Source organism: Pseudonocardia broussonetiae, assembly GCF_013155125.1.
Classification (GTDB): domain Bacteria; phylum Actinomycetota; class Actinomycetes; order Mycobacteriales; family Pseudonocardiaceae; genus Pseudonocardia; species Pseudonocardia broussonetiae.
Genome location: NZ_CP053564.1, coordinates 4,580,938 through 4,606,046, shown reverse-complemented (window position 1 = coordinate 4,606,046; position 25,109 = coordinate 4,580,938). Strand labels below are relative to the sequence as shown.

Here is a 25,109-nt window from a genome sequence, read left to right as displayed (position 1 = left end):
CCGCCTGCTCGTCGTACAAAGTACGGAGATGACGCGCACCCACCTCGTGGTCAACGGGTCGGCCGTGGAGGTCGACGCCCCCGGGCTGCGGTCCCTCGCCGACGTCCTGCGCACCGACCTCGGGCTCACCGCCGCCAAGCTCGCCTGCGGGCGCGGCGAGTGCGGAGCCTGCACGGTGCTCGTCGACGGGCTCCCCCGCACCTCGTGCACGACGCCGGCGGCGCTGGTCCGCGGCGAGGTGTGGACCAGCGAGGGGTTGGCGGGCGAGAACGCCGACCTGCGCGCCCGCTTCGCCGACACCGGCGCCTTCCAGTGCGGCTTCTGCACGCCCGGGCAGGTCGTGCACGCCACCGCGCTGCTGCGCGAGGGCCTGCACGCGCTGCCGCCCGACGAGCGGCGGGAACGGGTGCGGACGGCGCTGTCGGGCAACGTCTGCCGCTGCACCGGCTACCAGGCGATCGTGGAGTCCGTCTGCGGGATCGCCGAGGAGCGCGGAGCATGAGCGTCGGCGACCGCGTCCGCCCGATCGACTGGGACGCCCGCAGCACCGGCCTCGTGGCGTTCACGGCGGACCTGCCGGGCAATCACCTCCACGGCGCGATCCTCCGTTCCCCCCACCCGCACGCCGCGATCACCGCGCTCGACACGAGCGCCGCGCGGGCCCTGCCCGGCGTGCACGCCGTGATCACCGCCGCCGACTTCGCCCCCGGGATCCGCTACCTGCACCGCGGCGGCCCGCTGTCGGACCGCCCGCCGCTCGCCGACGGCGTGGTGCGCCACGTCGGGCAGGAGGTGGCCGCCGTCGCCGCGGAGACCCCGGAGCAGGCCGCGGCGGCACTGCGCGCGATCCGGGTCCGCTACCGGCGCCTGCGCGCGCCACTGACCGTCGCGGCGTCCCGGGCGCCCGGCGCGCCCCGGCTGCACGAGCGCACGACCGCCGAGCCCAACGTGTCGATGCTGCTGCGCACCGACTGGGGCGACCCGGACGCCGGGCTGGCCGCCGCGGCCCTCACCGTCACGGGGCGGTTCGTGCACCCGAGCGTCGCCCACGCGTGCATGGAGCCCAGCACGACGCTGGCCGCGTGGGACGCCGAGCGCGGGATCGTCGAGCTGTGGACCTCCACGCAGGCGCCCTGGTTCATCGCCAAGGAGGTCTCCCACCTGCTCGGGCTGGAGCACGACCAGGTGGTGTGCCGCGAGGTGGCCGTCGGGGGCGGGTTCGGGCAGAAGTCGAAGGCGTCCGAGCACGAGGTGCTGGCCGCCGCCCTGTCCCGCGCGGCCGGGCGGCCGGTGCTCGTGGAGCTCAGCCGCGAGGAGGAGTTCGCCGCCAACAAGCCGCGCCACCGGTTCGAGACCGTGCTGCGCACCTCCGCCGACGCCGACGGCCTGCTGCGCGCGCTGGAGGCCGACGTCGTCGTCGACAACGGCTCCTACAACCACATGGGCACCTCGGTGATGCGGGTCGGCGTGATCACGCTGGGCTCGATGTACCGGCCCGACGGGGTGCGGTTCGCGGCGCGGCTGGTCGACACGGCCACGCAGCCGGGCGGGCAGTTCCGGGGCTACGGGACGCCGCAGGTGTCGCTGGCGATGGAGCAGCAGGTCGACGAGGTGGCCGCACGGCTCGGGATCGACCCGATCGACCTGCGGCTGCGCAACCTCGCCCCCGCGCACGCGACGGCGCTGTGCGGCTACGAGGTCACCACCTCGCGGCTGGGCGACTGCCTGGTCGCCGTGCGCGAGGGCCTCGACTGGGAGCGCGCCCGGGCCGCCCGCCCGGCCGGCCCCGTCGCGCGCGGGTGGGGCGTCGCGGCCGGCACCCACGGCAGCGGGGCCTACGCCTACGAGCACGCCGACCGCAGCGACGCCGCCGTCGACCTGTTCGCCGACGGCCGCGCCCGCGTCCGCTACGGCGGCACCGACGCCGGCACCGGGCAGAGCACGATCCTCGCCCAGATCGCCGCGCACGAGCTCGGCCTCGACCTGGCCGACGTCGGGGTCCTGTCCACCGACTCCGAGCGCACCCCGTTCGAGCTGGGCGCGTGGTCCTCGCGGGGCACGCACATGACCGGGTCGTCGGTCGGGCTCGCCGCCCGCGAGCTGGCCGAGCGGCTGCGCGCGCTCGCCGCGGCGAAGTTCGGCGTCGACGTGGACGCGGTGCGGCTGGAGGGCGGCCGCGCGGTGACCGGGGACGACGCCGTCGACCTGGGCGACCTCGTCGCGCTCGCCGACGACGCCGTCGACGGCGTGCTCAGCCACGAGAGCAGCTACCGCGTCGAGGGCACCGAGATGCTCACGCCCGACCGCGACACCGCCAACCTCTCCCCCACCTACGCCTTCGCCGCGCACGGCGCGGTGGTCGAGGTCGACCGGCGCACCGGCAAGGTCCGCGTCGTCGACTACCTGGCCGCGCACGACGTCGGGCGGGCGCTCAACCCGACGGCCGTCGAGGGGCAGATCGTCGGCGGTGCCGCGATGGGGCTGGGCGCGGCGCTGGGTGAGGAGCTGGTCCGCGAGGGCGGGCGGGTCGTCACGTCCTCCTACCTGCACTACGCCATGCCGCGCAGCGCCGACCTGCCCTCGATCCGCGCCGTCGTCGTCGACGGGCACGACGAGGCCGGGCCGTACGGGGCGAAGAGCGTCGGCGAGATGTCGATCATCCCGCCGGGGGCGGCCGTCGCCAACGCCGTGTTCGACGCCGTCGGCGTGCGGATCCGCGAGCTGCCGATCACCCCGGACAAGGTGCTGACCGCACTGGCCGAGCAGGAGGGGCGCACCCGCGACCACCGCATCCGGTTCCGGCCGGGCCGGTGGTGGGTCGCGGCCGTCCGCTGGCTCTACCCCCGCGGCCTGCACCACGTCCTCGACGCGTACGGCACCCGGCTCGGGCGCGCCCACCGGGCCCGGTCGCGCCCGCCCGCCCCGGAGCCGGTGCTGCACGCGCCCACCGGGCTCGACGAGGCCCTCGCCCTGCTCGCGACGCCCGGCGCCGCCCCGCTGGGCGGGGCCACCGACGCACCCGTGGAGCGGCGGCGCGAGACCCGCCCGGCGCCCGTCCTCGTCTCAGTGGCGGCGGTGACCGGGCTGCGGCCCATCACGCGCACGCCCGGGGGGCTGCGCATCGGGGCCGCGGCCACGCTGGCCGAGCTGGCCGCGCACCCGGACGCCCCGCCCGCGCTCGCCGCGGCGGTGGCGACGATCGCGTCCCCGCAGGTCCGCGCCGCGGCCACCGTCGGCGGCAACCTGGTGCAGGCCAAGCGCTGCTGGTTCTTCCGCAACGGGTTCGACTGCTACAAGCGCAGCGGCGCCACCAGCCCCTGCTACGCCGTGCTGGGCGACCACCGGTTCCAGCACGCGGTGGTCGACGGCCACCGCTGCCAGGCCGTCACGCCGTCGGACCTCGCGACCGTGCTCGTCGCCCTGGACGCGACCGTCGAGATCGACGGGAGCCGCACGGTCCCCGTCGCCGGGTTCTTCACCGGGCCGGGCGAGACGGTGCTGCGCGCCGGCGAGCTCGTCACGGCCGTGACGGTGCCGGAGGCGGCCCTGCGGCGGCACACGGCGTTCATCAAGCTCGCGCTCTACACCGGCGACTTCGCGACGGCGTCGGTCGCGCTGGCCGTCGACCGGGAGCCGGACGACACCTGGCACGACGCCCGGGTCGTGCTCGGCGCGATGGCCCCGGTGCCGCTGCGGATGGTCGCGGCCGAGGCGGAGGTCCGCGCCGCGGGCGCCGTCACCCCCGACCTGCTGCGCCGGGCCGTCGACCGCGAGCTGGAGCGCACGGCGCACCCGCTGCCGGGCAACGCGTGGAAGATCGACGCCGCGGCGGGGCTCGCCGAGCAGGCCGCCGAGCAGCTCGTAGCCCCTCGGACCCTTGACGCCGTGCGGCGTGCCGTACATAGTACGACCACCACGGCGTAGGACACACGAACGTCACCGCAGGGACACCTGCACGCGGCATCGTACTTAGTACGGTCAGGATCACCGACGGGAGCCGGAGTGACCAGGAGCCCCGTTCCCCCGAGCAGTGAGGACCCCATGACGACGCTCTCCCGGCCCACCGAGCAGGCCACCGGGACCACGGCGCAGCCGCCCCTGCTCGCCATCCGCGACCTGGCCAAGCAGTACTCCACGGGCGGCCCCCACGTGTGCCGCGACCTGTCGTTCGAGGTGCACCGCGGCGACTTCCTGGCCATCGTCGGCCCGTCCGGCTGCGGCAAGTCCACGCTGCTGCGGATGATCAACGGGCTGCTCGAGCCCACCACCGGCGAGGTGCTGCTCGACGGCGTGCCCGTCACCGCTCCCCCGCCGGAGATGGCGCTGGTCTTCCAGGACTACACCCGCTCGCTGTTCCCGTGGCTCACCGTCGCGGGCAACGTCGGGTTCCCGCTCGTCAAGCGCGCCGACCTCGACGCCGCCACGAAGCAGGTCCGCGTCGACGAGGCGATCGCCGCCGTCGGGCTCGCCGGCTTCGAGGACTACCACCCCTACCAGCTCTCCGGCGGCATGCAGCAGCGCGTCGCCATCGCCAGGGCCCTGGCCTTCCGGCCGGAGATCCTGCTGCTCGACGAGCCGTTCGCCTCGGTCGACGCCCTGACCAAGGAGAGCCTGGAGGACCTGCTGCTGGTCATCCAGGAGCGCTTCGGCACCACGATGCTGCTCGTCACCCACGACATCGACGAGGCGGTCTACCTGGCCGACCGGGTCGAGGTGCTCAGCCCGCCGCCGTGCCGGGTCGTCCGCGACCTGACGATCGACCTGGCCCGGCCGCGCAACCAGATCCGGACGCGCGGCGAGGCCCCGTTCCTCGCCGCCCGCGCCGCCATCCACGAGCTCGTCGGGCTCGACCAGCAGCGCGCCGCCGGCGCCTGACCCGCGCTCCCGCCACCCCCGGAGGACCCACCATGACCGCCCGCACCCACCACGTCGCCCTCACGGCGACCGCCCTGCTCGGCACCGCGCTGCTCACCGCCTGCGGAGGCGGCGCCGCCCCGGTCACGGGCGAGGACGGCCGCACCACCCTGACCATGGCCACCGTCGCGTCCGACTCCTGCGCGCAGGGCTTCTTCGGCGTCGACCAGGGCATCTTCGCCCGCCACGGCATCGATGTGACGCTCGACGTCGTCGCCGGGGTGCCCGAGCTCGCCGCCGCCGTCACCTCCGGCCAGGCCGACGTGGCGTGCAGCGCCCCGACCGCCATCGCCAGCGGCGTCAGCCAGGGCCTGCCGTTCACGATGATCGCGCCCGGCATCGCGTACACGAAGGACAACCCGGGCTCCAACCTCGTCGTCCCCGCCGGCAGCCCGATCACCGGCGTGGCCGACCTGCCGGGCACGACCGTCGCGGTCAACGCGCTCAACACCCTGCCCCACCTCGCGAGCCGCGCGATGCTCGAGGACTCCGGCGTCGACCCGGAGAGCGTGACGTTCGTGAACCTCGCCTTCCCCAACATCGCCCAGGCGATGGAGACCGGGCAGGTGCAGAGCGGCGTGCTGCAGTCGCCGTTCACCGAGAACGAGGAGGCCGCGGGCGGGCGGACGATCGGCAGCCCGTACGACTACGTCAACGGCGGGCAGCCCTTCGTCTACACGGTGTGGTTCGGCACGACCGAGTTCGCCGGCCAGAACCCCGAGGTCGTCACGAAGCTCCGCGAGGCCATGGCCGAGGTGAGCGAGTGGGCCAACGACCCCGCCAACGCCGACGCCCGCCGCGCCAGCCTGGCCGCGGCCACCGGTCAGACCGCCGCGACGGCGAGCACCTCCCGGCTGTCGAACTACGGCACCGAGCTCACCCCGGAGTCCATCCAGAGCCAGCTCGACCTGCAGGTGCGCTTCGGCACGCTGCCCGAGCCCGTCGACGCGGCCACGCTGATCGCCGCGGGTTCCACGTCGTGACCGTCGCCCCGGTGGCGGCCCGCCCGGGGGCCTCGGCTCCCGGGCGGCGGCGCCGCGGTGTGAACCTGCGCGGCGCGGCGTTCGTCGTCGCGCTGGTGCTGGCCCTGGAGGTCGGCACCGCGGTCCTCGGCTCGAGGTTCTTCCCGCCGCCGAGCCGGATCGCGGTGGCGCTGGTGGAGCAGCTCGCCGACGGGCGGCTGGCGTCGGCGCTGCTGGAGACGGTCCTGAGCGTCGCCGGCGGGCTGGCCGCGGCGTCCGTCGTCGGGGTGCTGGTGGGGCTGCTGCTCGGCAGCTCCGACCGCCTCTACGCGGTTCTCCGCTGGGTCATCGAGTTCCTGCGGCCGCTGCCGTCGGTGTCGCTGGTGCCGTTCGCGATCCTGCTGCTCGGCGTCGGCCCGACCACCACGATCGCCGCGGCGGCCTACGCGGCGCTGTGGCCGGTGCTGTTCAACACCTACTACGGCGTCCGCGACGTCAACCCCGTCGCGATCGACAGCGCCCGCACCTTCGGGCTGACGCGCGCGGAGGTGCTGCGCCGCGTCGTCCTGCCGCTGGCGCTGCCCGGGATCCTCACCGGCATCCGCGTGGCGTCGGCGATCGCGCTCGTGCTGGTGATCACCGTCGAGCTGCTGACGGCGGCCGGGGGCGTGGGCTACTTCATCTCGTTCATGCAGTCCGCGATCCGGGTGCCGGAGATGTACGCCGGCGTGCTCGTCGTCGGCGTGCTGGGCTACCTGATCGCGCTGGGCGTGCAGGCGCTGGAGCGCAGGCTGCTGTTCTGGAACCGCCCCGGAGGCGACCGCTGATGACCACCACCCTGCCCGCCCGCGCCTCGCGCAGCGGCACCGCGCTCCCCCGCTGGGTCTCCGCCGTCCTGCCCGTCCTGCTGCTCGCGCTGTGGGAGCTGGCCGGGCGCGTCGGCGGCAGCGTCTACCTGCCGCCGCTGTCGAAGGTGCTGGGCCGCTTCGCGCGCGACTGGTTCCCCGACGTGATCGTGCACGACCTGCTGCCCAGCCTCGCCCGGTTCGCGGTCGGCTTCCTCGGCGCGGCGGTGATCGGGATCGTGCTCGGACTGGCGATCGGGATGTCCCGCACGCTCGACGACTACCTCCGCCCGACGCTGGAGTTCCTCCGCGCCCTGCCCGCCGTCGCGATCCTGCCGGTGGCCGTGTTCGTCCTCGGCCTCGGCAACGCCATGCGGATCGCGGTGATCGTGTTCGGCGTGGTGTTCCCGGTGCTGGTGAACGCGACGGCCGGGGCCCGCGCGGTCCGTCCCGAGCGCGTCGACGCCGCCCGCATGTTCGGGCTGTCGCGCGTCGACATCGCCCGGCGCGTCGTCCTGCCCTCGGCCCTGCCCATGATCTCCGCCGGCCTGCGCGTGGCCCTGCCGATCGCGCTGATCATGACGGTGGTGTCGGAGCTCGTAGGCGGCCAGAACGGCCTGGGCTTCTACCTGACCTCCCACCAGCAGATGTTCGACATCCCCGCCATGTTCACCGCCGTCCTGGTGCTCGGGGTGCTGGGCAACCTCCTCAACGCCGGCTACTCGGCCGTCGAGGACCGGGTGCTGCACTGGGCGAAGCACGCCTGAGCCGCCGCCCACACTCCCGCGCGCCGAACCGGCTCCTGCGAGCCCCCGGCGGCGCGCGGGAGCGGGGAACGCGCGCGGCAGACGGGAACGCGCGCGGGAGTCGGGAAGGCGCGCGGGACGGCCGGGCCGCTGCGCCAACCGGCCTTGATCGGCGAGAGTGCGCCTGCACGGTCCTCGGCAGGGCCGCCACGTCTCACTCCCGACGATCACCGCACCCGGCCGTCCCGCCCACCGGCCTTGATCGGCGGGAGTGCGACACCACGGTCGTCGGCAGGACCACCACGTCACACTCCCGACGATCACGTGGCCGTCGCCGCCACGAGCCCCCCACCGTGTGCGCGGCGGCCTCCCCACCCCCTCCCGCGCACTGAACCGGCTCCCGCGCACTGAACCGGCTCCCGCGCGCCCCCGGGGCCGCGCGGGAGCTCGGAACGCGCGCGGCAAACGTGAACTCGCGCGGGACGGCCGCCTGCCTACCATCGGCGGTCAACGCGGGGCACCGGCTGCGACGAGCCCCGGTCATCACCCTGCCCGGCCGCCCGCCCACCGCCCTTGATCGGCAGGAGTGCACCACCACGGTCGCCGACAGGGCCTCCACGTCACACTCCCGACGATCACCGCGCCCGGTCGGCCGCCCATCGCCCTTGATCGGCGAGAGTGCACCACCACGGTCGCCGGCAGGACCGCCACGCCACACTCCCGACGATCACTCCGCCCCGGCCGCCGCGGCAGCGCCACCCTCGGCAGCCCCGCCGCGTCCCGCGCGCCGAACCAGCTCCCGCGCGCCGAACCAGCTCCCGCGCGCCGAACCGGCTCCCGGGACGCGCGCGGCAGACGGGAACGCGCGCGGGAAGGCCGCCGGCGCGCCTGCCTACCGCCGGCGGTCAACGCGGGGCACCGGCTGCGACGAGCCCTGGTCATCACCCTGCCCGGCCGCCCGCCCACCGCCCTTGATCGGCAAGAGTTCACCACCACGGTCGCCAGCAGGGCCTGCACGTCACACTCCCGACGATCACCGCGCCCGGCAGTCCGGCCATCCGCCCTTGATCAGCGAGAGTGCACCACCACGGTCGCCGGCAGGGCCGCCACGTCACACTCCCGACGATCACCGGCGCCCGGCCACCGCCTCGAGCCCCTCACCGTGTGCGCGGCCTCCCACCTTCCCGCGCACCCAACCGGCTCCCGCGCGCCCCCGGCGCCGCGCGGCAGACGAGAAGGTGCGCGGCAGACGCGAGCGTGCGCGCCAGACGCGAACGCGCGCGCGATGGTGCGACTGGGGCCGGGGCGTCAACGACTCTGCCCGCAGAGCCAAGCCCCGGACCCACCACCACGACGAGGCTCCCGGCGAACCCCACGGACCCACCACGCCGGAGGACCCCATGACCGCGGTGATCGAGCCGACCACCACGACCGTCCGCGCCGCCTGTCCGCACGACTGCCCGGACACCTGCGCGATGCTCGTGACCGTCGAGGACGGGAAGGCGGTGCGCGTCCAGGGCGACCCCGAGCACCCGTACACGCGCGGCGGACTGTGCGTGAAGGTCAACAACTACCTCGACCGCGTGTACGACCCGGGCCGCGTCCTGTTCCCGCTGCGCCGCACCGGCCCGAAGGGCAGCGGCAAGTTCGAGCGGATCACCTGGGAGGCGGCGATCCAGGAGATCGTCACGAAGTTCCGGGCCGCGGCCGACGAGTTCGGCCCCGAGTCGATCATGCCGGTGAGCTACCTCGGCACCCAGGGCATCCTCAACGGCCTCAACGTCGGCGACCCGTTCTTCGCGAAGCTCGGGGCGACGGTCTCCGAGCGCACCTACTGCGACGCCGGCTCCTGCACCGCCTACGCCATGACGATCGGCGACACCGCGGGCGTGGACCCCGAGAGCCTCGTGCACTCGAAGTTCATCCTCGTCTGGGCCTGCAACATCATGAGCACCAACCTGCACCTGTGGCCCTACATCGCCGAGGCCCGCAAGCGCGGCGCCAAGGTCGTCGTCGTGGACCCGGTCCGCACCCGCACCGCGGCCGCCGCCGACCAGCACATCGCGCTGCGCCCCGGCACCGACGGCGCCCTCGCGCTCGCGATGGCCAACGTCATCATCTCCGAGGGCCTCACCGACGCCGACTACGTCGAGAACTTCACCGTCGGCTACCCGGAGTTCGCCGACCGCGTCGAGCAGTACACCCCCGAGTGGGCCGAGACCGAGACCGGCGTGCCCGCGGAGACGATCCGCACGCTGGCCCGCGAGTACGCCGGCGCGCAGCCGTCGGTCATCCGGATCGGCGTCGCCGTCGAGCGGCACGCGGGCGGCGGCCAGGCCGTGCGCGCGCTGTCGTGCCTGCCCGGCCTGGTCGGCGCGTGGCGCAAGCCCGGCGGCGGCATCCTGCAGCTGCCGCTGTGGGCGTTCCCCGTCAACTGGGGCGCGTTCATGCACCCCGAGATGCTGACGCCCGGCACGCGCGTCGTGAACCAGTACCGCCTCGGTGCCGCGCTGGCCGGCGACCTGCCCGACGGCCCGCCGATCAAGGCGATCATGGTCTACAACTCCAACCCCGTCGTCGTCTGCCCCGACCAGGACCGGCTCATCGCGGGGCTGCAGCGCGAGGACCTGTTCACGGTCGTCTCTGAGCAATTCATGACCGACACCGCCGACTACGCCGACATCGTGCTGCCCGCGACGACGCAGCTCGAGCAGGACGACATCATGTTCTCCTGGGGCCACCTGTTCGTGACCTACAACCACCAGTCGATCGCGCCGATCGGCGAGGCGGTGCCCAACACCGAGATGTTCCGGCGCCTGGCCGCGGCCATGGGCTTCGACGACCCGGTGTTCCGGCGGACCGACCAGGAGATGATCGCCGAGGCGTTCGACTGGTCGCACCCGCACATGGAGGGCATCACCGTCGAGTCGCTCAAGGAGAAGGGCTGGCAGCGGCTCAACGTCGCCTCGCCCGACGAGTACAGCCCGCACGCCGAGGGCAACTTCCCGACCGCGTCGGGCAAGGTGGAGTTCGTCGCCTCCGCGGCGGCGGGCGGGAACTTCGTCGTCCCGCTGTTCCGGCAGGGCTCCAACGACCACCAGCCCGGCCAGCCCGTCGACGCCCTGCCGCACTACATCCCGCCGCGCGAGGCCGCGCACACCAACCCGGAGCTCGCGGCCCGGTTCCCGCTGAACCTGCTGACGCCGAAGTCGCACGCCTACATCAACTCCAGCTTCGGCAGCCAGGCGTTCCACCGGCAGGCGCAGAAGGAGCCGAACGTGATCATCCACCCGGACGACGCCGCGGCCCGCGGCATCGCCGACGGCGCCCCGGTGCGGATCTTCAACGAGCGCGGTGAGTTCGTCGTCCTCGCGAAGATCGACGACAGCGTGCTGCCGGGCGTGGTCGTGTCGAGCATGGGCGGCTGGCGCAAGCACTCGAAGGCCGGGCAGACGCTGGCGTCGGTCAACCCCACCGAGTTCGCCGACCTCGGCAACGCGCCGACGTTCTCGGACACGCTCGTCGAGGTCGAGAGCGCCTGACCGCCGTGTCCGTCGACGTCCACGCCCACCTCGCCGCCCCGCCGCCGCACCGGTGCGGCGGCGGGGCGGGGCCCCTGCGCGACGTCGCCGGGCACGCCGCCCGCGCCGCCGCTCTCCTCGCGCCGGTCGGGACCGAGACGCTGCCCCTCGCCCGGTGCGCGGGGCGGCGGCTCGCCGACGACGTGCACGCCGTCGACGACCTGCCGGCCTTCGACAACTCCGCGATGGACGGCTACGCCCTGCGCATCGGCGACCTCGGTCCCGACGGGCTGCCGGTCACCGCGCACGTCCCCGCGGGCTCGGTCCCCGCAGCGCTGACGCCCGGCACGGCGCAGCGCGTGATGACCGGGGCGCCGCTGCCGGAGGGGGCCGACACGATCGTCCCGGTCGAGCTCACCGACGACGGACGCGAGCACGTGCGCGTGCTCGCCCCCGTCACGGCGGGTCGCCACATCCGCCGCCGGGGCGACGACATCCGCACCGGTGACGTCGTGCTGCGCGCGGGCACCGCGCTCGGGCCGGCACAGCTCGCGGCCGCGGCCGGGTGCGGGCTGGCGGCGCTGCCGGTGCACCGGCGGCTGCGGGTGGCCGTGCTGTCGGCGGGCTCGGAACTCGTCGGCGCGGGCGGGCGGCGCGGCGCGGGGCAGACCCACGACAGCAACGGGGTGCTGCTCGTCGCCGCGCTGCATGCCGCCGGGGCCGACGCGGAGCAGCTCCCGATCGTGCCCGACTCCCCCGCCGAGCTCGCCGCGCTGCTGGAGCGGCACCTCGACGGGATCGACCTGCTCGTCACCTCCGGCGGGATCAGCGCGGGCGACCACGAGGTCGTCCGCGACACCCTGGGCCCGGCGGGCGTCGAGTTCGGGCCGGTCGCGCTGCGGCCCGGCGGGGCGCAGGGCCTGGGCACCTACCGCGGCGTCCCGGTGATCACGCTGCCCGGCAACCCCGTGGCCTGCTGGGTCGGCTTCGAGCTGTTCGTGCGGCCCGCGGTGCGGGCGGCGTCGCGGCTGCCGCAGGACCGGGTGCGCCGCTCCGCCCGCGCGGCCGTCGCGTTCCGGGCGTCCCCGGGCCGGCACACCGTGGTGCCGGCGGTGCTCGACGAGCTGACCGGCGAGGTCGCGCCGGTGCCGTCGGCGGGCTCCCACTCGCTCCGCGCCCTGGCCGGGGCGAACTGCCTGGTGGAGCTGGACGGAACAGGAGCAGGAGCAGGAGAACAGGTGAGGGTCCTCCCGACGTCGTGACGTCCCCCAACGCCCGCAGGTTCTAGTGGGCCCCGGACCTGTGGGTGCTCGGGCTGACTCCGAACCTTGCCCGGAAGGCTCTGCTCAGGTGCGCCGGGTCGGGGAGGCCCCAGCGCGCGCCGATCGCCGCGACCGTCAGTCCGGCGAGCTCCGGGCGGGCCAGGTCGCGCCAGCAGCCCTGCAGCCGCTCCTCGCGGATGTGGGCGGTGACGGTGGTGCCCGTGGCGCTGAACAGCTTGTGCAGGTAGCTCACCGAGATCGCGCAGGCCGCGGCCACCGAGGCGGGGTCGAGGTCGCGGTCGGCGAGGTGCTCCCGGATGTGCGCGCGGGCCCGGGACAGGTGCACGCCGTCGGGCGCGGCCGAGTCGATCTCGCTGCGGATCACGGTCGTGTAGAGGTCGCCGATGGTGCGGTGCATCGCCTCGCGGGCGGCGGGCACGAGGTCGTCGTCGTCGAGGCGCTGCAGGGCGGCGAGGAACGGCGGGATCATCGCCCCGACGCCCCGGCGCCCGTCGATCCGGACGGCTGTGGCCTCGCGCAGCTCCACCTCCGACAGCGGGATCAGCCGCTTCGGGAACAGGCAGACCGAGTAGGCGAAGTCGCCGGCCGTGACGAAGGTGAAGGGCCGGCTGCTGTCGTAGAGGACGAAGTCGCCGGGCTCGATGACGGCCTCACGCCCGTCCTGCGCCACGAGCGTGCTGCCGTGGCGGGCCAGCGCGATCTGGTAGTAGTCCTCGTCGGCGCCGCGGACCTGCCCGGGAGTGCGGTCGAAGCGGTGCGGCCCGGCCTGGATCGTGCGCAGCTGGATGTCGCCCACCGCCGCCGCGGTGACGCTCCCGCGCACGGCGGGACCGGCGCCGGGGCGCACGTCGAGCGTGACGAACTGGTCGCACACGGTGGACCGCCAGAAGTCCAGGCGGTCGCGCTCGGCCACCGACGACGTGTCGATGGTGGTGAGGGGCATGGCTCATCGTGACAAGAAGAGGTCACATCCGCATCACGGGCCCGTTACCGTGCCCCTCGAGGATCATCGAGGAGGAGCATGTCCAGCACCACCGACGCCGCCGACGGGCCGGTCCGCACCGAGGTGCGCGGCCGCGTCCTGGTCGTCACGATCGACCGCCCCGCGCGCCGCAACGCGATCGACCGCGCCACCGCCGACGGGCTCAGCGCCGCGCTCGACCGCCTCGACGACGACCCCGACCTGTGGTGCGGCGTCCTCACCGGAGCGGGCGGGTACTTCTGCGCGGGCAGCGACCTGACCGCCGGCTACGACTACGTGACGCCCCGCGGCGGCGAGTACGGCGTGGTGCGCCGGGAGCGCCGCACGCCGCTGGTGGCCGCGGTGGAGGGCTTCGCGCTGGGCGGCGGGATGGAGATCGCGCTGGCCTGCGACCTCGTCGTCGCGGCGTCCGACGCCCGGTTCGGGCTGCCCGAGGTGCGGATCGGCCTGCTGCCGACGTGCGGGGCGCTGTTCCGCGGGCCGCGGGCGCTGCCGGTCAACGTCGCCCGCGAGCTCGTCCTCACCGGCGAGCCGATGGCGGCGACCCGCGCCCACGACCTGGGCTTCGTCAACGTCGTGACCGACCCGGGCGGCGCGCTCGACGGCGCACTGGCCCTCGCCGAGCGGATCTGCGCCAACGCCCCGCTCGCCGTGCAGGCCTGCGTCGCCGCGATCGACGACGCGCTGGGCGGCGACACCCTCGGCTGGGCCGCCACCGAGGCCGCGAAGGGCGCCGTCCTGCGCACCGCCGACGCGCAGGAGGGCGTCGCGGCGTTCCTGGGCAAGCGCCCGCCGACCTGGACGGGCCGCTAGGGCACGAGCACGTACTTTCCGGTGACGCGGCGCTCGGCGTAGGCGGTCAGCACGGCGCCCGCCTCGTCGAGCGGGGCGGTGGCGGGCGCCGGCGGGTGCAGCTCGCCCCGCCCGACCCGGCCCAGCACGTCGCCGAGCAGCGCGGCGTTGGCGGCCGGGCCGGCGGTCTCCCGCGACCAGTCGCCCCAGTCGACTCCGATCACCGTGCGGTTGCGCAGCAGGACGACGTTCGCGGGCAGGCGCGGGATCTCCCCCGAGGCGAACCCGACGACGCAGAACCGGCCGCCGGCCCGCAGCGCGCGCAGCGCCGACTCGGCCGCCGCGCCGCCCACCGGGTCGATCACGACGTCGGCACCGCCCTCGGTGGCCGTGCGGATGCCGTCCTTGAGGTCGTCGTAGCCGATCACGGCCTCGGCGCCGGCCGCGGTGGCCGCCGCCCGCTTCTCCTGCGACGACGCCACGCCGACGACCCGCGCGCCCAGGCTGTGGGCCACGTCGACGGCCGCGAGCCCGATCCCGCCGCCCGCCCCGAGCACGACGACCCGCTCCCCCGCGGCGATCGCCACGCGGTGCGTCACCGCGTAGACCATCGTGCAGTAGCTCTCCATCGTCGACGCCGCGACGGCCGCCTCGACGCCGTCGGGCACCGCGACCACCTCGGCGGCCGGCACGAGCACGTGCGAGGCGAACCCGCCGAAGCCCATCACGGCGGCCGCGACCGGCGTGCCGACCGCCGGACCCTCGACACCGGGCCCGAGCGCGGCGACCCGGCCCGCCACCGCCGAACCCGGGACGAACGGCAGCGGCGGCCGGATCTGGTAGCGGCCCGCGACGATCAGCCCGTCGACGAAGCTGACGCCCGCCGCCTCCACCGCGACGAGCACCTCGCCGGGACCGGGATCCGGGTCGGGCCCCTCCTGCGTCGTCAACCGCTCCGGACCGCCGAACTCGGTGCACACCACGCGTCGCATCCGGTCACGCTAACGCAGCGCCTCAGCGGATCCCGCTGCGCGAGAACCCGGCCGTCGGCCCCGACCCGGCGATCACCGCGCGTCGACCGTTCCGGGGCGGGCCTACCCGCGTCGACGACCCCGCGGGGCCGGCGCGAGCCCGGCGACGGCATCGCGCAGCGCCCCGTAGGCGCGCAGCTCGGCGGTGACGGGCACGAGCACGAGGTCGTCGGCCACCTCGGCGACGGCGGCGTCGAGCCGCTCCTGCACGCGCGCCCGGCGGCGGCGGGCGCCGATCCCGGCGACCAGCCGCGCGAGCAGCGCGAGCAGCAGCCCGACCAGCAGACCGCCGAGCAGCAGGGCCGTGGGCAGCGGGACGGCGAACCCCGGCCACGGCTCGACCGTCGGCGTCGGCGGCTCGGGCAGGCGCAGCAGCGTGAGCAGGTACAGGCCCGCGAGCCACACGCCGCCGGCCAGCGCGAGCACGGCGAGCAGCGTCTGCAGGAACCCGGCGGCCCGCCACCAGCGCGGCGGGTGCGCCAGGCCCAGGTCGGTGCCCGCGACGGCGCGGTCGAGCGCGTCGGGCAGGTCGTCCTCGCGGGAGCGGGCGGCGGCGCGGACGGCGTGCGGCCACGGCTCGGGCAGGTCGTCGGCGGCGGTGGCGGCCAGGGCGCGCAGGGCGATGTCGACGCGGGAGCGCTCGACGGCCGAGGCCTCGGGCAGCGAGGTGCGGGCGACGGCGCTCTCCTCCTCGGGGGCGGCCGTCCCGCGGTCGAGGTGCAGGCGGCGCAGCGGGTCGGGGCGCAGGCGGCGCACCCAGCGCGTCCAGGGCCAGCCGGTGGCGGCCGCGGCCCGGTGCACCGACGCCCGCTCGACGGCCGCACCCACGGCGGGCACGCCCGCCGCGGCGCTCAGCGCGGAGTCCAGCGCCTCCACGGCGGCGGCGTCGAGCTCGCGGCGCGGCGGCCCCGCGACGACGTCGGAGAGCCCGGCGGCCACGGCGTCGAGGTCGGCCGAGACCCGCCGCAGCGCGGCCCGGTGCGCGGCGACGGCGCCGGTCAGGACGGCGCGGAGCTCGTCGCGGCCACCGGGGGCCACGGCCGACACCCCGAGAACCGGGACGCCGTCGAGCCCGTCGTCGGCGAGCAGCCTGCGGACGTCGCCCAGCGCGTCGGCGACCTGCGCCGGCGGGAGGCGGTCGACCTGGTTGAGGACGACCACCATCACCTCGCCGTGGCGGGCCAGCGGCGTGAGGTAGCGGTCGTGGATCGCGGCGTCGGCGTACTTCTGGGGGTCGAGGACCCAGACCAGCACGTCGACGAGCGCGACGAGCCGGTCGACCTCCAGGCGGTGGGCCATCTCGGTGGAGTCGTGGTCGGGCAGGTCGAGCAGCACGAGCCCGGGCAGCTCACCGTCGGGAGCCTCGACCAGGTGGCGGCGCGGGATCTCCAGCCAGTCGAGCAGCGGCCCGGCCCCGTCGGCGCCCCAGACCGCGGCGTGCGCGACGCCGGTGGTCGGGCGGCGCACCCCGACCGTCGACACGTCGGCGCCGGTCAGGGCGTTGAACAGCGACGACTTGCCGCTGCCGGTCGCCCCCGCCAGCGCGACGACGGTGTGCGCCCCGGACAGCCGCAGCCGTTCCCCCGAGCGCTGCGCCAGCCGCCGCGCCGGTTCGAGGCGCTCCTCGTCGAGGCGGCCGGCGCCGGCCACGAGGAGGTCGTCCAGGGCCCGCAGCCGTGCCGCGATCCCCGCCTCGGCCGCGCTGCGCTCCTTCTCCACCGCTCGCGTGGAGCTCATCGCGCCCGCTCCACGGCCGAGGCCGCCCGCTCCAGCGCGGCGGCGTCGTCGGGGTGGGTGGCGTGACGGTGCAGCAGTGCGGCGAAGCGGTCCTCCTCGCGCCCGAGGAGGGCGGCGACGCGGTCGAGCAGGTCGGCGCGGGCGCGGTCGGCCAGCGCGCGCACCGCCTGGTCGCCGAACACCGCCTCCAGCACCTTCTGCGAGAGGACGGTCGTGCCGCCGGCCACGGCCACCTCGATCGGCGGCGCGAGCACCGACGTCGTCGCGAAGACGGCGATCATGACCAGCAGCCCCGTCGCGTTGACGCCGTACGCGGCGGCGCGCGCGGTGGTCCGGCGGTCGCCGCCCTCGCGGCGGACGAGGTCGAGCACGGCGCCCTGCCAGTCGCGGACGGTGCGCTCGGCGTCGTCGCGGAAGCCCGGGGAGACGCGGTCGAGCCGCTGGTCCGACGCCCGCAGCAGCCCGGTGCCCGCGGCGCCCGAGCGCCACGACACGGCGGCGCGCTCGGCCGCCCGCTCCGCGGCGCTGTGCACGAGCAGCGCGACGCCCGACTCCAGCGCCACGGTGAGGTCGCCCCCGGGCTGCGGGCGGCCGGTGAACGCGGCGGTCAGCTGGTCGCGCCAGCGCCCGACCCGGTCCTGCAGCGCGCGCAGCAGCTCGCCGGTGCCGACGAACTCCTGCCAGCGCGCGAGCACCTCGCCGCGCAGCAGGGCCCCGTCGCGCATGCCGTCGTCGACCTCGTCCAGGGCCGCGGCGTAGGCGGTGCGGACGTCGGTGCGCAGCCGCGAGGCCACATCGGACTGCGCGCGGGCGTGCAGGGCGAGCGCGGCGGCGCGCGGGCGGAGGCTGTCGAGCGCGCCGTCGAGCGTGCGGCGGATGACCGCGGCGCGGCCGGCGGCGTCGCGGGCGAGGTCGTCGAACCAGCGGCGCAGGGGCGTGACCACCGGATCCGGCAGCAGCCCGTCCTCCAGCGCCGTCTCGGGCACGACGAACAGCGGCGCCGCCCCGAGCCCGTGCGCGACGAGCATCTCGTGCAGGTGAGCGGCGACGTCGCGCTCGGCGCCGGGCGGCACGCGGTCGAGCAGGACGGCCAGTGCGGTGCCGCGCGAGGCGGCGGTCTCCAGCACGTCCCACGGCACGGCGTCGGCGTAGCGGGCGGCGGTCGTGACGAACAGCCAGAGGTCGGCCGCCGCGAGGAGCTGGCCGGCGAGGCGGCGGTTGGCGGCGACGACGGAGTCGATGTCGGGGGCGTCGAGGAACGCCAGCCCCGGCGCGAGCGCGTTCGAGGGCACGAGCTGCAGCGTCGCGTGGTCGGCGCCGGCGCCGCTGGTGCGGGTGAGCTCGGGCAGGACGCGGGTGTCGGAGAACCACGGCAGGTCGTCGGGGTGGCAGACGAGCACCGGGGAGCGGGTGGTCGGACGGAGCACGCCCGACGGCGTCACGGCGGCGCGGACGAGGCTGTTGACGACCGTCGACTTGCCGGCGCCGGTCGACCCGCCCACCACCGTGAGCAGCGGGGCGTCGAGTCGGGCGAGGCGCGGGAGGACGTAGTCGTCGAGCTGGTGGACGAGCTCGGCCCGCTCGTACCTGGCCCGCTCGACACCGGGGACGTCGAGGGAGAAACCGACCCCCTCGGCGGTGTCGCGGAGGGTGCGGAGGGCGGCGGCGAGGGTCGTCGTGGCGCCTCCATCGGCGTGCATGTCCTGTCGCCCCCTGTGCGTGCCGGTGTGGCTCGGGGAGCGTACTTGCCCGGGCAGGGACGTGCTGTGTGCCGCGTTGCGGTCCGTCGTTGGTGGGTCTGGTGATCGTCGGGGAGGTGGTGTGGGGGTTGTGGTGGTGCGGTTCCGGCGATCAGCGGTGGGGTGTTCGCCGAATCCTGCAGCCGCAGGGTGCCGCCCCGCACTCACCCCGTCGCGGGTCACCGGCACCGTGACGCGGCGGGCCCTCGACAGTGCCGCGGCCGTCCCGCGCGCGTTCCCGGCTGCCGCGCGCGTTCCCAGCTCCCGCGCGCCGCCGGGAGCGCGCGGGAGCCTGTTCGGTGCGCGGGAAGCTGTGCGATGCGGTCCCGATGATCACCGGTGGGTGCGCCGCCTCCGCGGCCGCCAGTGCCGCCGGTGCCGCCCGCATCGACTCCGGTCGCCACCATGATCACCGGAACCGTGACGTCGCGGCCCTCGGCGGGGCCGTGAAGGCGCGGTCTCGACGATCACCGGGCTCCCCGGTACCGGTGATCACCAGGACCGTGTCCTGACGGCCCTCGACGGGGCCGTGGTGGTGCGGTCTCGACGATCACCGGCGGGTGTCCGCCGCGGCGCCCGGCACCGCCCCCGTCGCCATCATGGTCACCGGAGCCCCTGGCCCTGCAGCCCTCGACGGGACAGCAGCACCGCCCTCCCGCGCGCGTTCCTGTCTGCCGCGCGCGTTCCCAGGTCCCGCGCGCCGCCGGGGGCGCGCGGGACCCTGTTCAACGCGCGGGAACCTGTTCAGTGCGCGGGAAGGCTGTGGGGCCCGATCCCGCCGCGACCCGACTCCTGACACCCGTGATCACCGGAACCGTGACGGGATGGCCCTCGACACCGCTGCGACGTTGCGGTCCCGATCGTCGACCGCCCCCGCACGGCAGGATCCGGCGGGGTGGCGCACGGCCGATAGCCTGATCACCGGAGGGCGGGTAGATGGCGAGGCCGAAGCAGGACCGAGAACCGTCGATGTTCGACGTCGCGCGGGTGGCGGGCGTCTCGCACCAGACCGTCTCGCGGGTGCTCAACGAGCACCCCAACGTGCGGGCGGAGACGCGCGCGCGGGTGCAGGCCGCGATCGGCGAGCTGGGCTACCGGCGCAACGACGCCGCCCGGGCGCTGGCGACCGGGCGGTCGCGGGTGCTGGGGGTGGTGGCGCCGCGGTCGACGCTGTTCGGGCCGGTGTCGATGCTGGCCGCGTTCGACGAGCGGGCGGCCGCGGCGGGGTTCAGCGTCAACATCGGGCAGGTCCGCGCGCTCGACCGGCCGGCGATCGACGAGGCCGTGCAGCGCCACCTCGACCAGCGCGTGGCCGGGCTCGTCGTGCTGGCCCCGGTGACGGCGCTCGACGGAGCACTGGACCACCTGCCCACCGACGTGCCGCACGTCCTCGTCAACGGCGACCCGGCCCGCGGCGGCGCGTCGGTGCGCATCGACCAGGTCGCCGGGGCCCGCCTGGCGACCCGGCACCTGCTCGACGCGGGCCACCGGACCGTGTGGCACGTGGGCGGGCCGGCCGACTGGTTCGACGCGGTGGGTCGCCTGGCGGGCTGGGAGGCCGAGCTGCGGGCGGCCGGGATCGCGCCGCCCCCGCCGGTCGCGGGCGACTGGACCGCGGCCTCGGGCTACCGGGCGGGCGAGCTGCTCGGGCGGATGCCGGAGGTCAGTGCGGTGTTCGCGGCGAACGACGCCATGGCGATGGGCGTGCTGCGCGCGCTGTCGGAGCTGGGTCGGGACGTGCCGGGCGACGTCAGCGTGGTCGGGTTCGACGACGCCCCGGAGTCGGGCTACCTGATCCCCCCGCTGACGACGGTCCGCCAGGACTTCGACGCCGTCGCGCACGAGGCGCTGGGCCTGCTGCTCGAGCAGCTCGAGGGCCGCGGCGCCCCGAGGCGCGTCGAGGTGCCGCCGGCGCTGGTGGAGCGCGCGAGCGTGGCTCCCCCGCCGAGCTGACACCGGTCTCCCCGGGCTGGTGCAGCCGGCGGCGCCTCGGCTGATCGCGCGCCGGCGGTGCAGTGCGCGGGCGGGGCTGGGCGGGGGCGGAGCAGGGGCCGGGCGGAGCGCTGGGCGACTCGCGACCCGGCGAGCGACGCGGATGGCGGCGCGGATGGCGGCGCGGATGGCGGCGCGGATGGCGGCGGGGTGCGGGCGAGCAGACAACGCGGGCAGGCAACGCGGGCAGGCAACCCGGGCAGGCAACCCGGCCAGGCGACGAGGCCAGGCGGCGCGGCCAGGCGGCGCGGCCAGGCGGCGGGGCCAGGCGGCGGGGCCAGGCGGCGGGGTGGGCCGGCGGGCGCGGGCGAGCAGGCAACGCGGGCAGGCAACGCGGGCAGGCAACGCGGGCAGGCGACGCGGCAATACGACACGACCAGACGACGCGGGGGCAGGCTGGGCGCCGACGCCCCCACACCCCTTGACAATCCCCGTTAACGCTCACATTGTTAGCGCTCACACAGACGACGTCGTCGAACCGGGGGCAGCATCCATGACCGCAGGACCATCGGCACCGGTCGCGCCGGAGCACGCGCTCGTCGTCGGCGTCGACTTCGGCACGCTGTCGGGCCGGGCGCTCGTCGTGCGGGCGCACGACGGCGCCGAGCTCGGGTCGGCGGTGCACGCCTACCCGCACGGCTCGGTCCAGCGGACGCTGCCCGCGACCGGGCAGGTGCTGCCGCCGGACTGGGCGCTGCAGGTGCCGGCCGACTGGGTCGAGGTGCTGCGGACCGCGGTGCCCGCCGCGCTGGCGGCCGCCGGGGCCGACCCGGCCGACGTCGTCGGGATCGCCACCGACTTCACCGCCTGCACCGTCCTCCCCGCCCTGGCCGACGGCACGCCGCTGTGCGAGCTGCCGGACCTGACCGGGGTCCCGCACGCCTACCCCAAGCTCTGGAAGCACCACGCTGCGCAGCCGCACGCCGACCGGATCAACCGGGTCGCGGCCGAGCGCGGCGAGAAGTGGCTCGCCCGGTACGGCGGGAAGATCTCCAGCGAGTGGGAGTTCGCGAAGGCGCTGCAGGTGCTGGAGGAGGCCCCCGAGGTCTACGCCCGGACCGAGCGCTGGGTCGAGGCCGCCGACTGGATCGTGTGGCGGCTGTGCGGCACCTACCTGCGCAACACCTGCACCGCGGGCTACAAGGGCATCCTCCAGGACGGCTCCTACCCCGGCTCCGACTTCCTCGCCGCGCTGCACCCGGGGTTCGCGGGCTTCGTGACCGACAAGCTCGAGCACCCGCTGGGCGAGCTCGGGGCACGCGCCGGCGGGCTCACCGCCGAGGCCGCGGCGTGGACGGGGCTGCCGGAGGGGATCGCGGTCGCGGTCGGCAACGTCGACGCGCACGTCACGGCGCCCGCGGCGCAGGCCGTCGAGCCCGGGCAGATGGTCGCGATCATGGGCACCTCGACCTGCCACGTCATGGTGTCCGACCGGCTCGGCGAGGTGCCGGGCATGTGCGGCGTCGTCGACGGCGGGATCGTCGCGGGGCTGTGGGGCTACGAGGCCGGGCAGTCGGGCGTCGGGGACGTCTTCGGCTGGTTCGTCGACACGGCTGTCCCCCCGGCCTACCACGAGCAGGCGGCCGCGCGGGGCACCGGCGTGCACGAGCTGCTCACCGAGCTGGCCGCCGACCTCGCCGTCGGCGAGCACGGCCTCGTCGCGCTCGACTGGCACCTGGGCAACCGGTCGGTCCTCGTCGACCACGACCTGTCCGGGCTGGTCGTCGGCCAGACGCTGGCGACCCGGCCGGAGCACACCTACCGCGCGCTGCTGGAGGCGACGGCGTTCGGCACGCGCACGATCGTCGAGGCGTTCGAGCGGGCGGGGGTGCCGGTCGTCGAGCTCGTCGTCGCGGGCGGCCTGCTGCGCAACCGGCTGCTCATGCAGATCTACGCCGACGTCTGCCGGCGCCCGCTGTCGGTCATCGACTCCGACCAGGGCCCCGCGCTCGGCTCGGCCATCCACGCCGGCGTGGCGGCGGGCGTCCACCCCGACGTGCCCGCCGCCGCCGCCGCGATGGGCCGCGTCCGCCGCGCGGTGCACGTCCCCGACGAGGCCGCCGCCGCGGTCTACGACGAGCTCTACGCGGAGTACACCGCGCTGCACGACCACTTCGGCCGCGGCGGCTCCGACGTCATGCACCGCCTGCGCGCGCTGCGGGCGCGCACCCTGCAGCAGAAGGAGATCCGTTGAGCAGCCTGGTCACCGCCGTCGACGCGCAGCGCGAGGCGGTGTGCGCCCTGCACGCCGAGCTCGTCCGCTACGGACTGGTCGTCTGGACCGCGGGCAACGTCTCGGGCCGCGTGCCCGGGCACGACCTGTTCGTCGTCAAGCCCAGCGGCGTCTCCTACGACGTGCTGACGCCCGACTCCCTCGTCGTCTGCGACCTCGACGGCGACCTCGTCGACGGGCCCTGGGCGGGCGGCGACCTGCGCCCCTCCAGCGACACCGCCGCGCACGCCCACGTCTACCGGCACATGCCCCACGTCGGCGGCGTCGTGCACACCCACTCCACCTACGCGAGCGCGTGGGCCGCGGCCGGGCTCCCCGTGCCGTGCGCGCTCACCGCGATGGCCGACGAGTTCGGCGGGGAGATCCCGCTCGGCCCCTTCGCCCGCATCGGCGACGACAGCATCGGCCGCGCGGTCGTCGCGACGCTGGACGGGCACCGCTCCCCCGCGGTGATCCTGCGCAACCACGGCGTCTTCTCGATCGGCCGCGACGCCGCCTCGGCGGTCAAGGCCGCCGTGATGTGCGAGGACGTCGCCCGCACCACCCACCTCGCGACGGCGCTGGGCCCGGTGGCCCCGCTGCCGCAGGACGACGTCGACGCGCTGTTCGACCGGTACCAGAACGTCTACGGCCAGCAGCCCGCGCACCAGGACCAGGGAGCCTCCGCATGAAGACCGTCCGCTTCCTGACCGGCAGCCAGGGCCTCTACGGCGAGGACACCCTCGCCCAGGTGGCGGCGCAGAGCCAGGAGATCGTCAAGCTGCTCGACGCCGCCGGGACGGTCCCGGCGACCGTCACCTGGCAGCCCGTGCTCACCGACTCCGCGGGCATCGCACGCGCCATGTCCGACGCCGACACCGACCCCGACTGCATCGGCGTGATCGCCTGGATGCACACCTTCTCCCCCGCGCGCATGTGGATCCACGGGCTCGACGCCCTGCGCAAGCCGCTGCTGCACCTGCACACCCAGGCCAACGAGTCGCTGCCGTGGGCGTCCATCGACATGGACTTCATGAACCTCAACCAGGCCGCGCACGGCGACCGCGAGTTCGGCTACGTCACCGCGCGGATGAACGTCGCGCGCACCGTCGTGGCCGGGCACGCGAGCGACCCGATCGTGCAGTCGCGGGTCGGGTCGTGGGCGCGGGCCGCGCGCGGCTGGCACGAGGTGCGGACGCTGCGCCTGGCCCGCTTCGGCGACACCATGCGCGACGTCGCCGTGACCGAGGGGGACCGCACGGAGGCGCAGTGGCGCTGGGGCGTCACCGTCAACGGCTACGCGGTGACCGACCTCGCCGAGGCGGTGCACGCGAGCGCCGACAGCGAGGTGGACCGGCTCGTCGCGGAGTACGAGGACCGCTACGACGTGGCGCCCGAGCTGCGCCGCGGGGCGGGGCGGCACGAGTCGCTGCGCTACTCCGCGCGCATCGAGCTCGGCCTGCGCGCGAAGCTCGACGAGTGCGGCGCGAAGGCGTTCACGACGAACTTCGAGGACCTCGGAGCGCTGCGCCAGCTGCCCGGCCTCGCCGTCCAGCGCCTCATGGAGGACGGCTACGGCTTCGCGGGCGAGGGCGACTGGAAGACCGCGATGCTGCTGCGCACGCTCAAGACGGCGGCACAGGGGCTGCCCGGCGGCACGTCGTTCATGGAGGACTACACCTACCACCTGGGCCCGGGCACGCCGCGCGTGCTGGGCGCGCACATGCTCGAGGTCTGCCCGACCCTGACGACGTCCACGCCGCGCATCGAGATCCACCCGCTGGGCATCGGCGGGCGCGAGGACCCGGTGCGGATGGTGTTCGACGCCGACCCGGGCCCCGGGGTGGTGGTCGGCATGTCCGACGTCGGCGACCGCTTCCGCATGGTGCTCAACGAGGTCGACCTCGTGGCCCCCGACGAGCCGCTGCCGAACCTGCCCGTGGCCCGGGCGGTGTGGGAGCCGCAGCCGGACCTGCGCACGTCGGCGGAGACCTGGATCCTCGCCGGCGCGCCGCACCACACGGTGCTCTCCACGGCCCTGTCGACGTCGGAGGTGGCCGAGCTGACCGAGATGGCCCGCACCGAGCTGCTCGTCATCGACGAGGACACCACGCCCCGCCGCTTCGTCCGCGAGATGCGCTGGAACGCCGCCTACCACCGCCTCGCGCTCGGCTTCTGAGCCGTCCGAAGATCGACGTTGCCGAGTTGTGATGTTAACGCTCACATCAGTGACCGGAACCCATTGACCGCCCACCTTTGTTCGCGCTAACAATGTGACGGCGACAACACCGGCTCCATTCCACGCCCGCCCGTCCGCACACTTCCGCCCGCCCCACACCCCGTAGAGGACCCC

General features: G+C 75.6%; 17 protein-coding genes. 13 read left to right on the top strand and 4 right to left on the bottom strand.

Going from position 1 to position 25,109, the window contains the following annotated elements; genetic code table 11:
• Nucleotides 1-28: 28 nt before the first annotated feature.
• From HOP40_RS22495 to HOP40_RS22460, 8 genes are all read left to right on the top strand, one after another.
• Nucleotides 29-502 (top strand): (2Fe-2S)-binding protein, encoded by a 474-nt coding sequence (locus tag HOP40_RS22495; protein WP_172161701.1) that lies wholly within the window; start codon nt 29-31, stop codon nt 500-502.
• Complete coding sequence (locus tag HOP40_RS22490; RefSeq protein ID WP_172161699.1) at nt 499-3,924, top strand: molybdopterin cofactor-binding domain-containing protein; 3,426 nt, start codon at nt 499-501, stop codon at nt 3,922-3,924. The genes HOP40_RS22495 and HOP40_RS22490 overlap by 4 nt, the downstream gene beginning before the upstream one ends.
• A 117-nt stretch (nt 3,925-4,041) precedes the next feature.
• The gene (locus HOP40_RS22485) at nt 4,042-4,875 is read left to right on the top strand and encodes an ABC transporter ATP-binding protein (RefSeq protein WP_172161697.1); all 834 of its coding nucleotides are present in this window, start codon (nt 4,042-4,044) and stop codon (nt 4,873-4,875) included.
• Between the two features lie 32 nt (nt 4,876-4,907).
• Nucleotides 4,908-5,897, top strand: coding sequence for an ABC transporter substrate-binding protein (locus HOP40_RS22480; protein WP_172161695.1), 990 nt, complete (start codon nt 4,908-4,910; stop codon nt 5,895-5,897).
• Nucleotides 5,894-6,703, top strand: a complete 810-nt coding sequence (locus HOP40_RS22475) for an ABC transporter permease (protein ID WP_172161694.1) — start codon at nt 5,894-5,896, stop codon at nt 6,701-6,703. The genes HOP40_RS22480 and HOP40_RS22475 overlap by 4 nt, the downstream gene beginning before the upstream one ends.
• Nucleotides 6,703-7,488 (top strand): ABC transporter permease, encoded by a 786-nt coding sequence (locus HOP40_RS22470; RefSeq protein ID WP_172161692.1) that lies wholly within the window; start codon nt 6,703-6,705, stop codon nt 7,486-7,488. Before HOP40_RS22475 ends, HOP40_RS22470 begins: the two co-directional genes overlap by 1 nt.
• Nucleotides 7,489-8,867: 1,379 nt before the next feature.
• On the top strand, nt 8,868-11,009 hold the full coding sequence (locus HOP40_RS22465; protein WP_172161690.1) for a molybdopterin-containing oxidoreductase family protein: 2,142 nt from the start codon (nt 8,868-8,870) through the stop codon (nt 11,007-11,009).
• A 5-nt stretch (nt 11,010-11,014) separates the two neighbouring features.
• Nucleotides 11,015-12,250, top strand: a complete 1,236-nt coding sequence (locus HOP40_RS22460; protein WP_240157210.1) for a molybdopterin molybdotransferase MoeA — start codon at nt 11,015-11,017, stop codon at nt 12,248-12,250.
• A 22-nt stretch (nt 12,251-12,272) separates the two neighbouring features.
• Here HOP40_RS22460 and HOP40_RS22455 read toward each other — a convergent pair whose 3' ends face one another.
• Entirely contained in the window at nt 12,273-13,214 is a 942-nt protein-coding gene (locus HOP40_RS22455; RefSeq protein ID WP_172161688.1) for an AraC-like ligand-binding domain-containing protein, read from the bottom strand.
• 78 nt (nt 13,215-13,292) lie between these two features.
• On the opposite strand from HOP40_RS22455, the gene HOP40_RS22450 reads away from it, so the two are divergent.
• Nucleotides 13,293-14,066: an enoyl-CoA hydratase-related protein gene (locus tag HOP40_RS22450; protein WP_172161686.1), complete on the top strand. Its 774-nt coding sequence runs from the start codon at nt 13,293-13,295 to the stop codon at nt 14,064-14,066.
• On the opposite strand, the gene HOP40_RS22445 is transcribed toward HOP40_RS22450, so the two are convergent.
• The 3 genes from HOP40_RS22445 to HOP40_RS22435 form a co-directional block, all read right to left on the bottom strand.
• Nucleotides 14,063-15,037, bottom strand: coding sequence for an NADPH:quinone oxidoreductase family protein (locus HOP40_RS22445; RefSeq protein ID WP_172161684.1), 975 nt, complete (start codon nt 15,035-15,037; stop codon nt 14,063-14,065). The two genes, HOP40_RS22450 and HOP40_RS22445, sit on opposite strands and share 4 nt — an antisense overlap.
• A gap of 102 nt (nt 15,038-15,139) precedes the next feature.
• Entirely contained in the window at nt 15,140-16,813 is a 1,674-nt protein-coding gene (locus HOP40_RS22440; protein WP_172161682.1) for a GTPase, read from the bottom strand.
• A complete protein-coding gene (locus HOP40_RS22435; protein ID WP_172161680.1) occupies nt 16,810-18,513 on the bottom strand; it encodes a dynamin family protein in 1,704 nt (567 codons plus the stop codon). Before HOP40_RS22435 ends, HOP40_RS22440 begins: the two co-directional genes overlap by 4 nt.
• A 975-nt stretch (nt 18,514-19,488) precedes the next feature.
• On the opposite strand from HOP40_RS22435, the gene HOP40_RS22430 reads away from it, so the two are divergent.
• From HOP40_RS22430 to araA, 4 genes are all read left to right on the top strand, one after another.
• Nucleotides 19,489-20,505: a LacI family DNA-binding transcriptional regulator gene (locus HOP40_RS22430; protein ID WP_205346874.1), complete on the top strand. Its 1,017-nt coding sequence runs from the start codon at nt 19,489-19,491 to the stop codon at nt 20,503-20,505.
• A gap of 532 nt (nt 20,506-21,037) precedes the next feature.
• Nucleotides 21,038-22,738, top strand: a complete 1,701-nt coding sequence (araB, locus tag HOP40_RS22425) for a ribulokinase (protein ID WP_172161678.1) — start codon at nt 21,038-21,040, stop codon at nt 22,736-22,738.
• A complete protein-coding gene (locus tag HOP40_RS22420; RefSeq protein WP_205346873.1) occupies nt 22,735-23,448 on the top strand; it encodes an L-ribulose-5-phosphate 4-epimerase in 714 nt (237 codons plus the stop codon). The genes araB and HOP40_RS22420 overlap by 4 nt, the downstream gene beginning before the upstream one ends.
• Nucleotides 23,445-24,935 (top strand): L-arabinose isomerase, encoded by a 1,491-nt coding sequence (gene araA, locus HOP40_RS22415; protein ID WP_172161676.1) that lies wholly within the window; start codon nt 23,445-23,447, stop codon nt 24,933-24,935. Before HOP40_RS22420 ends, araA begins: the two co-directional genes overlap by 4 nt.
• Nucleotides 24,936-25,109 lie beyond the last annotated feature (174 nt).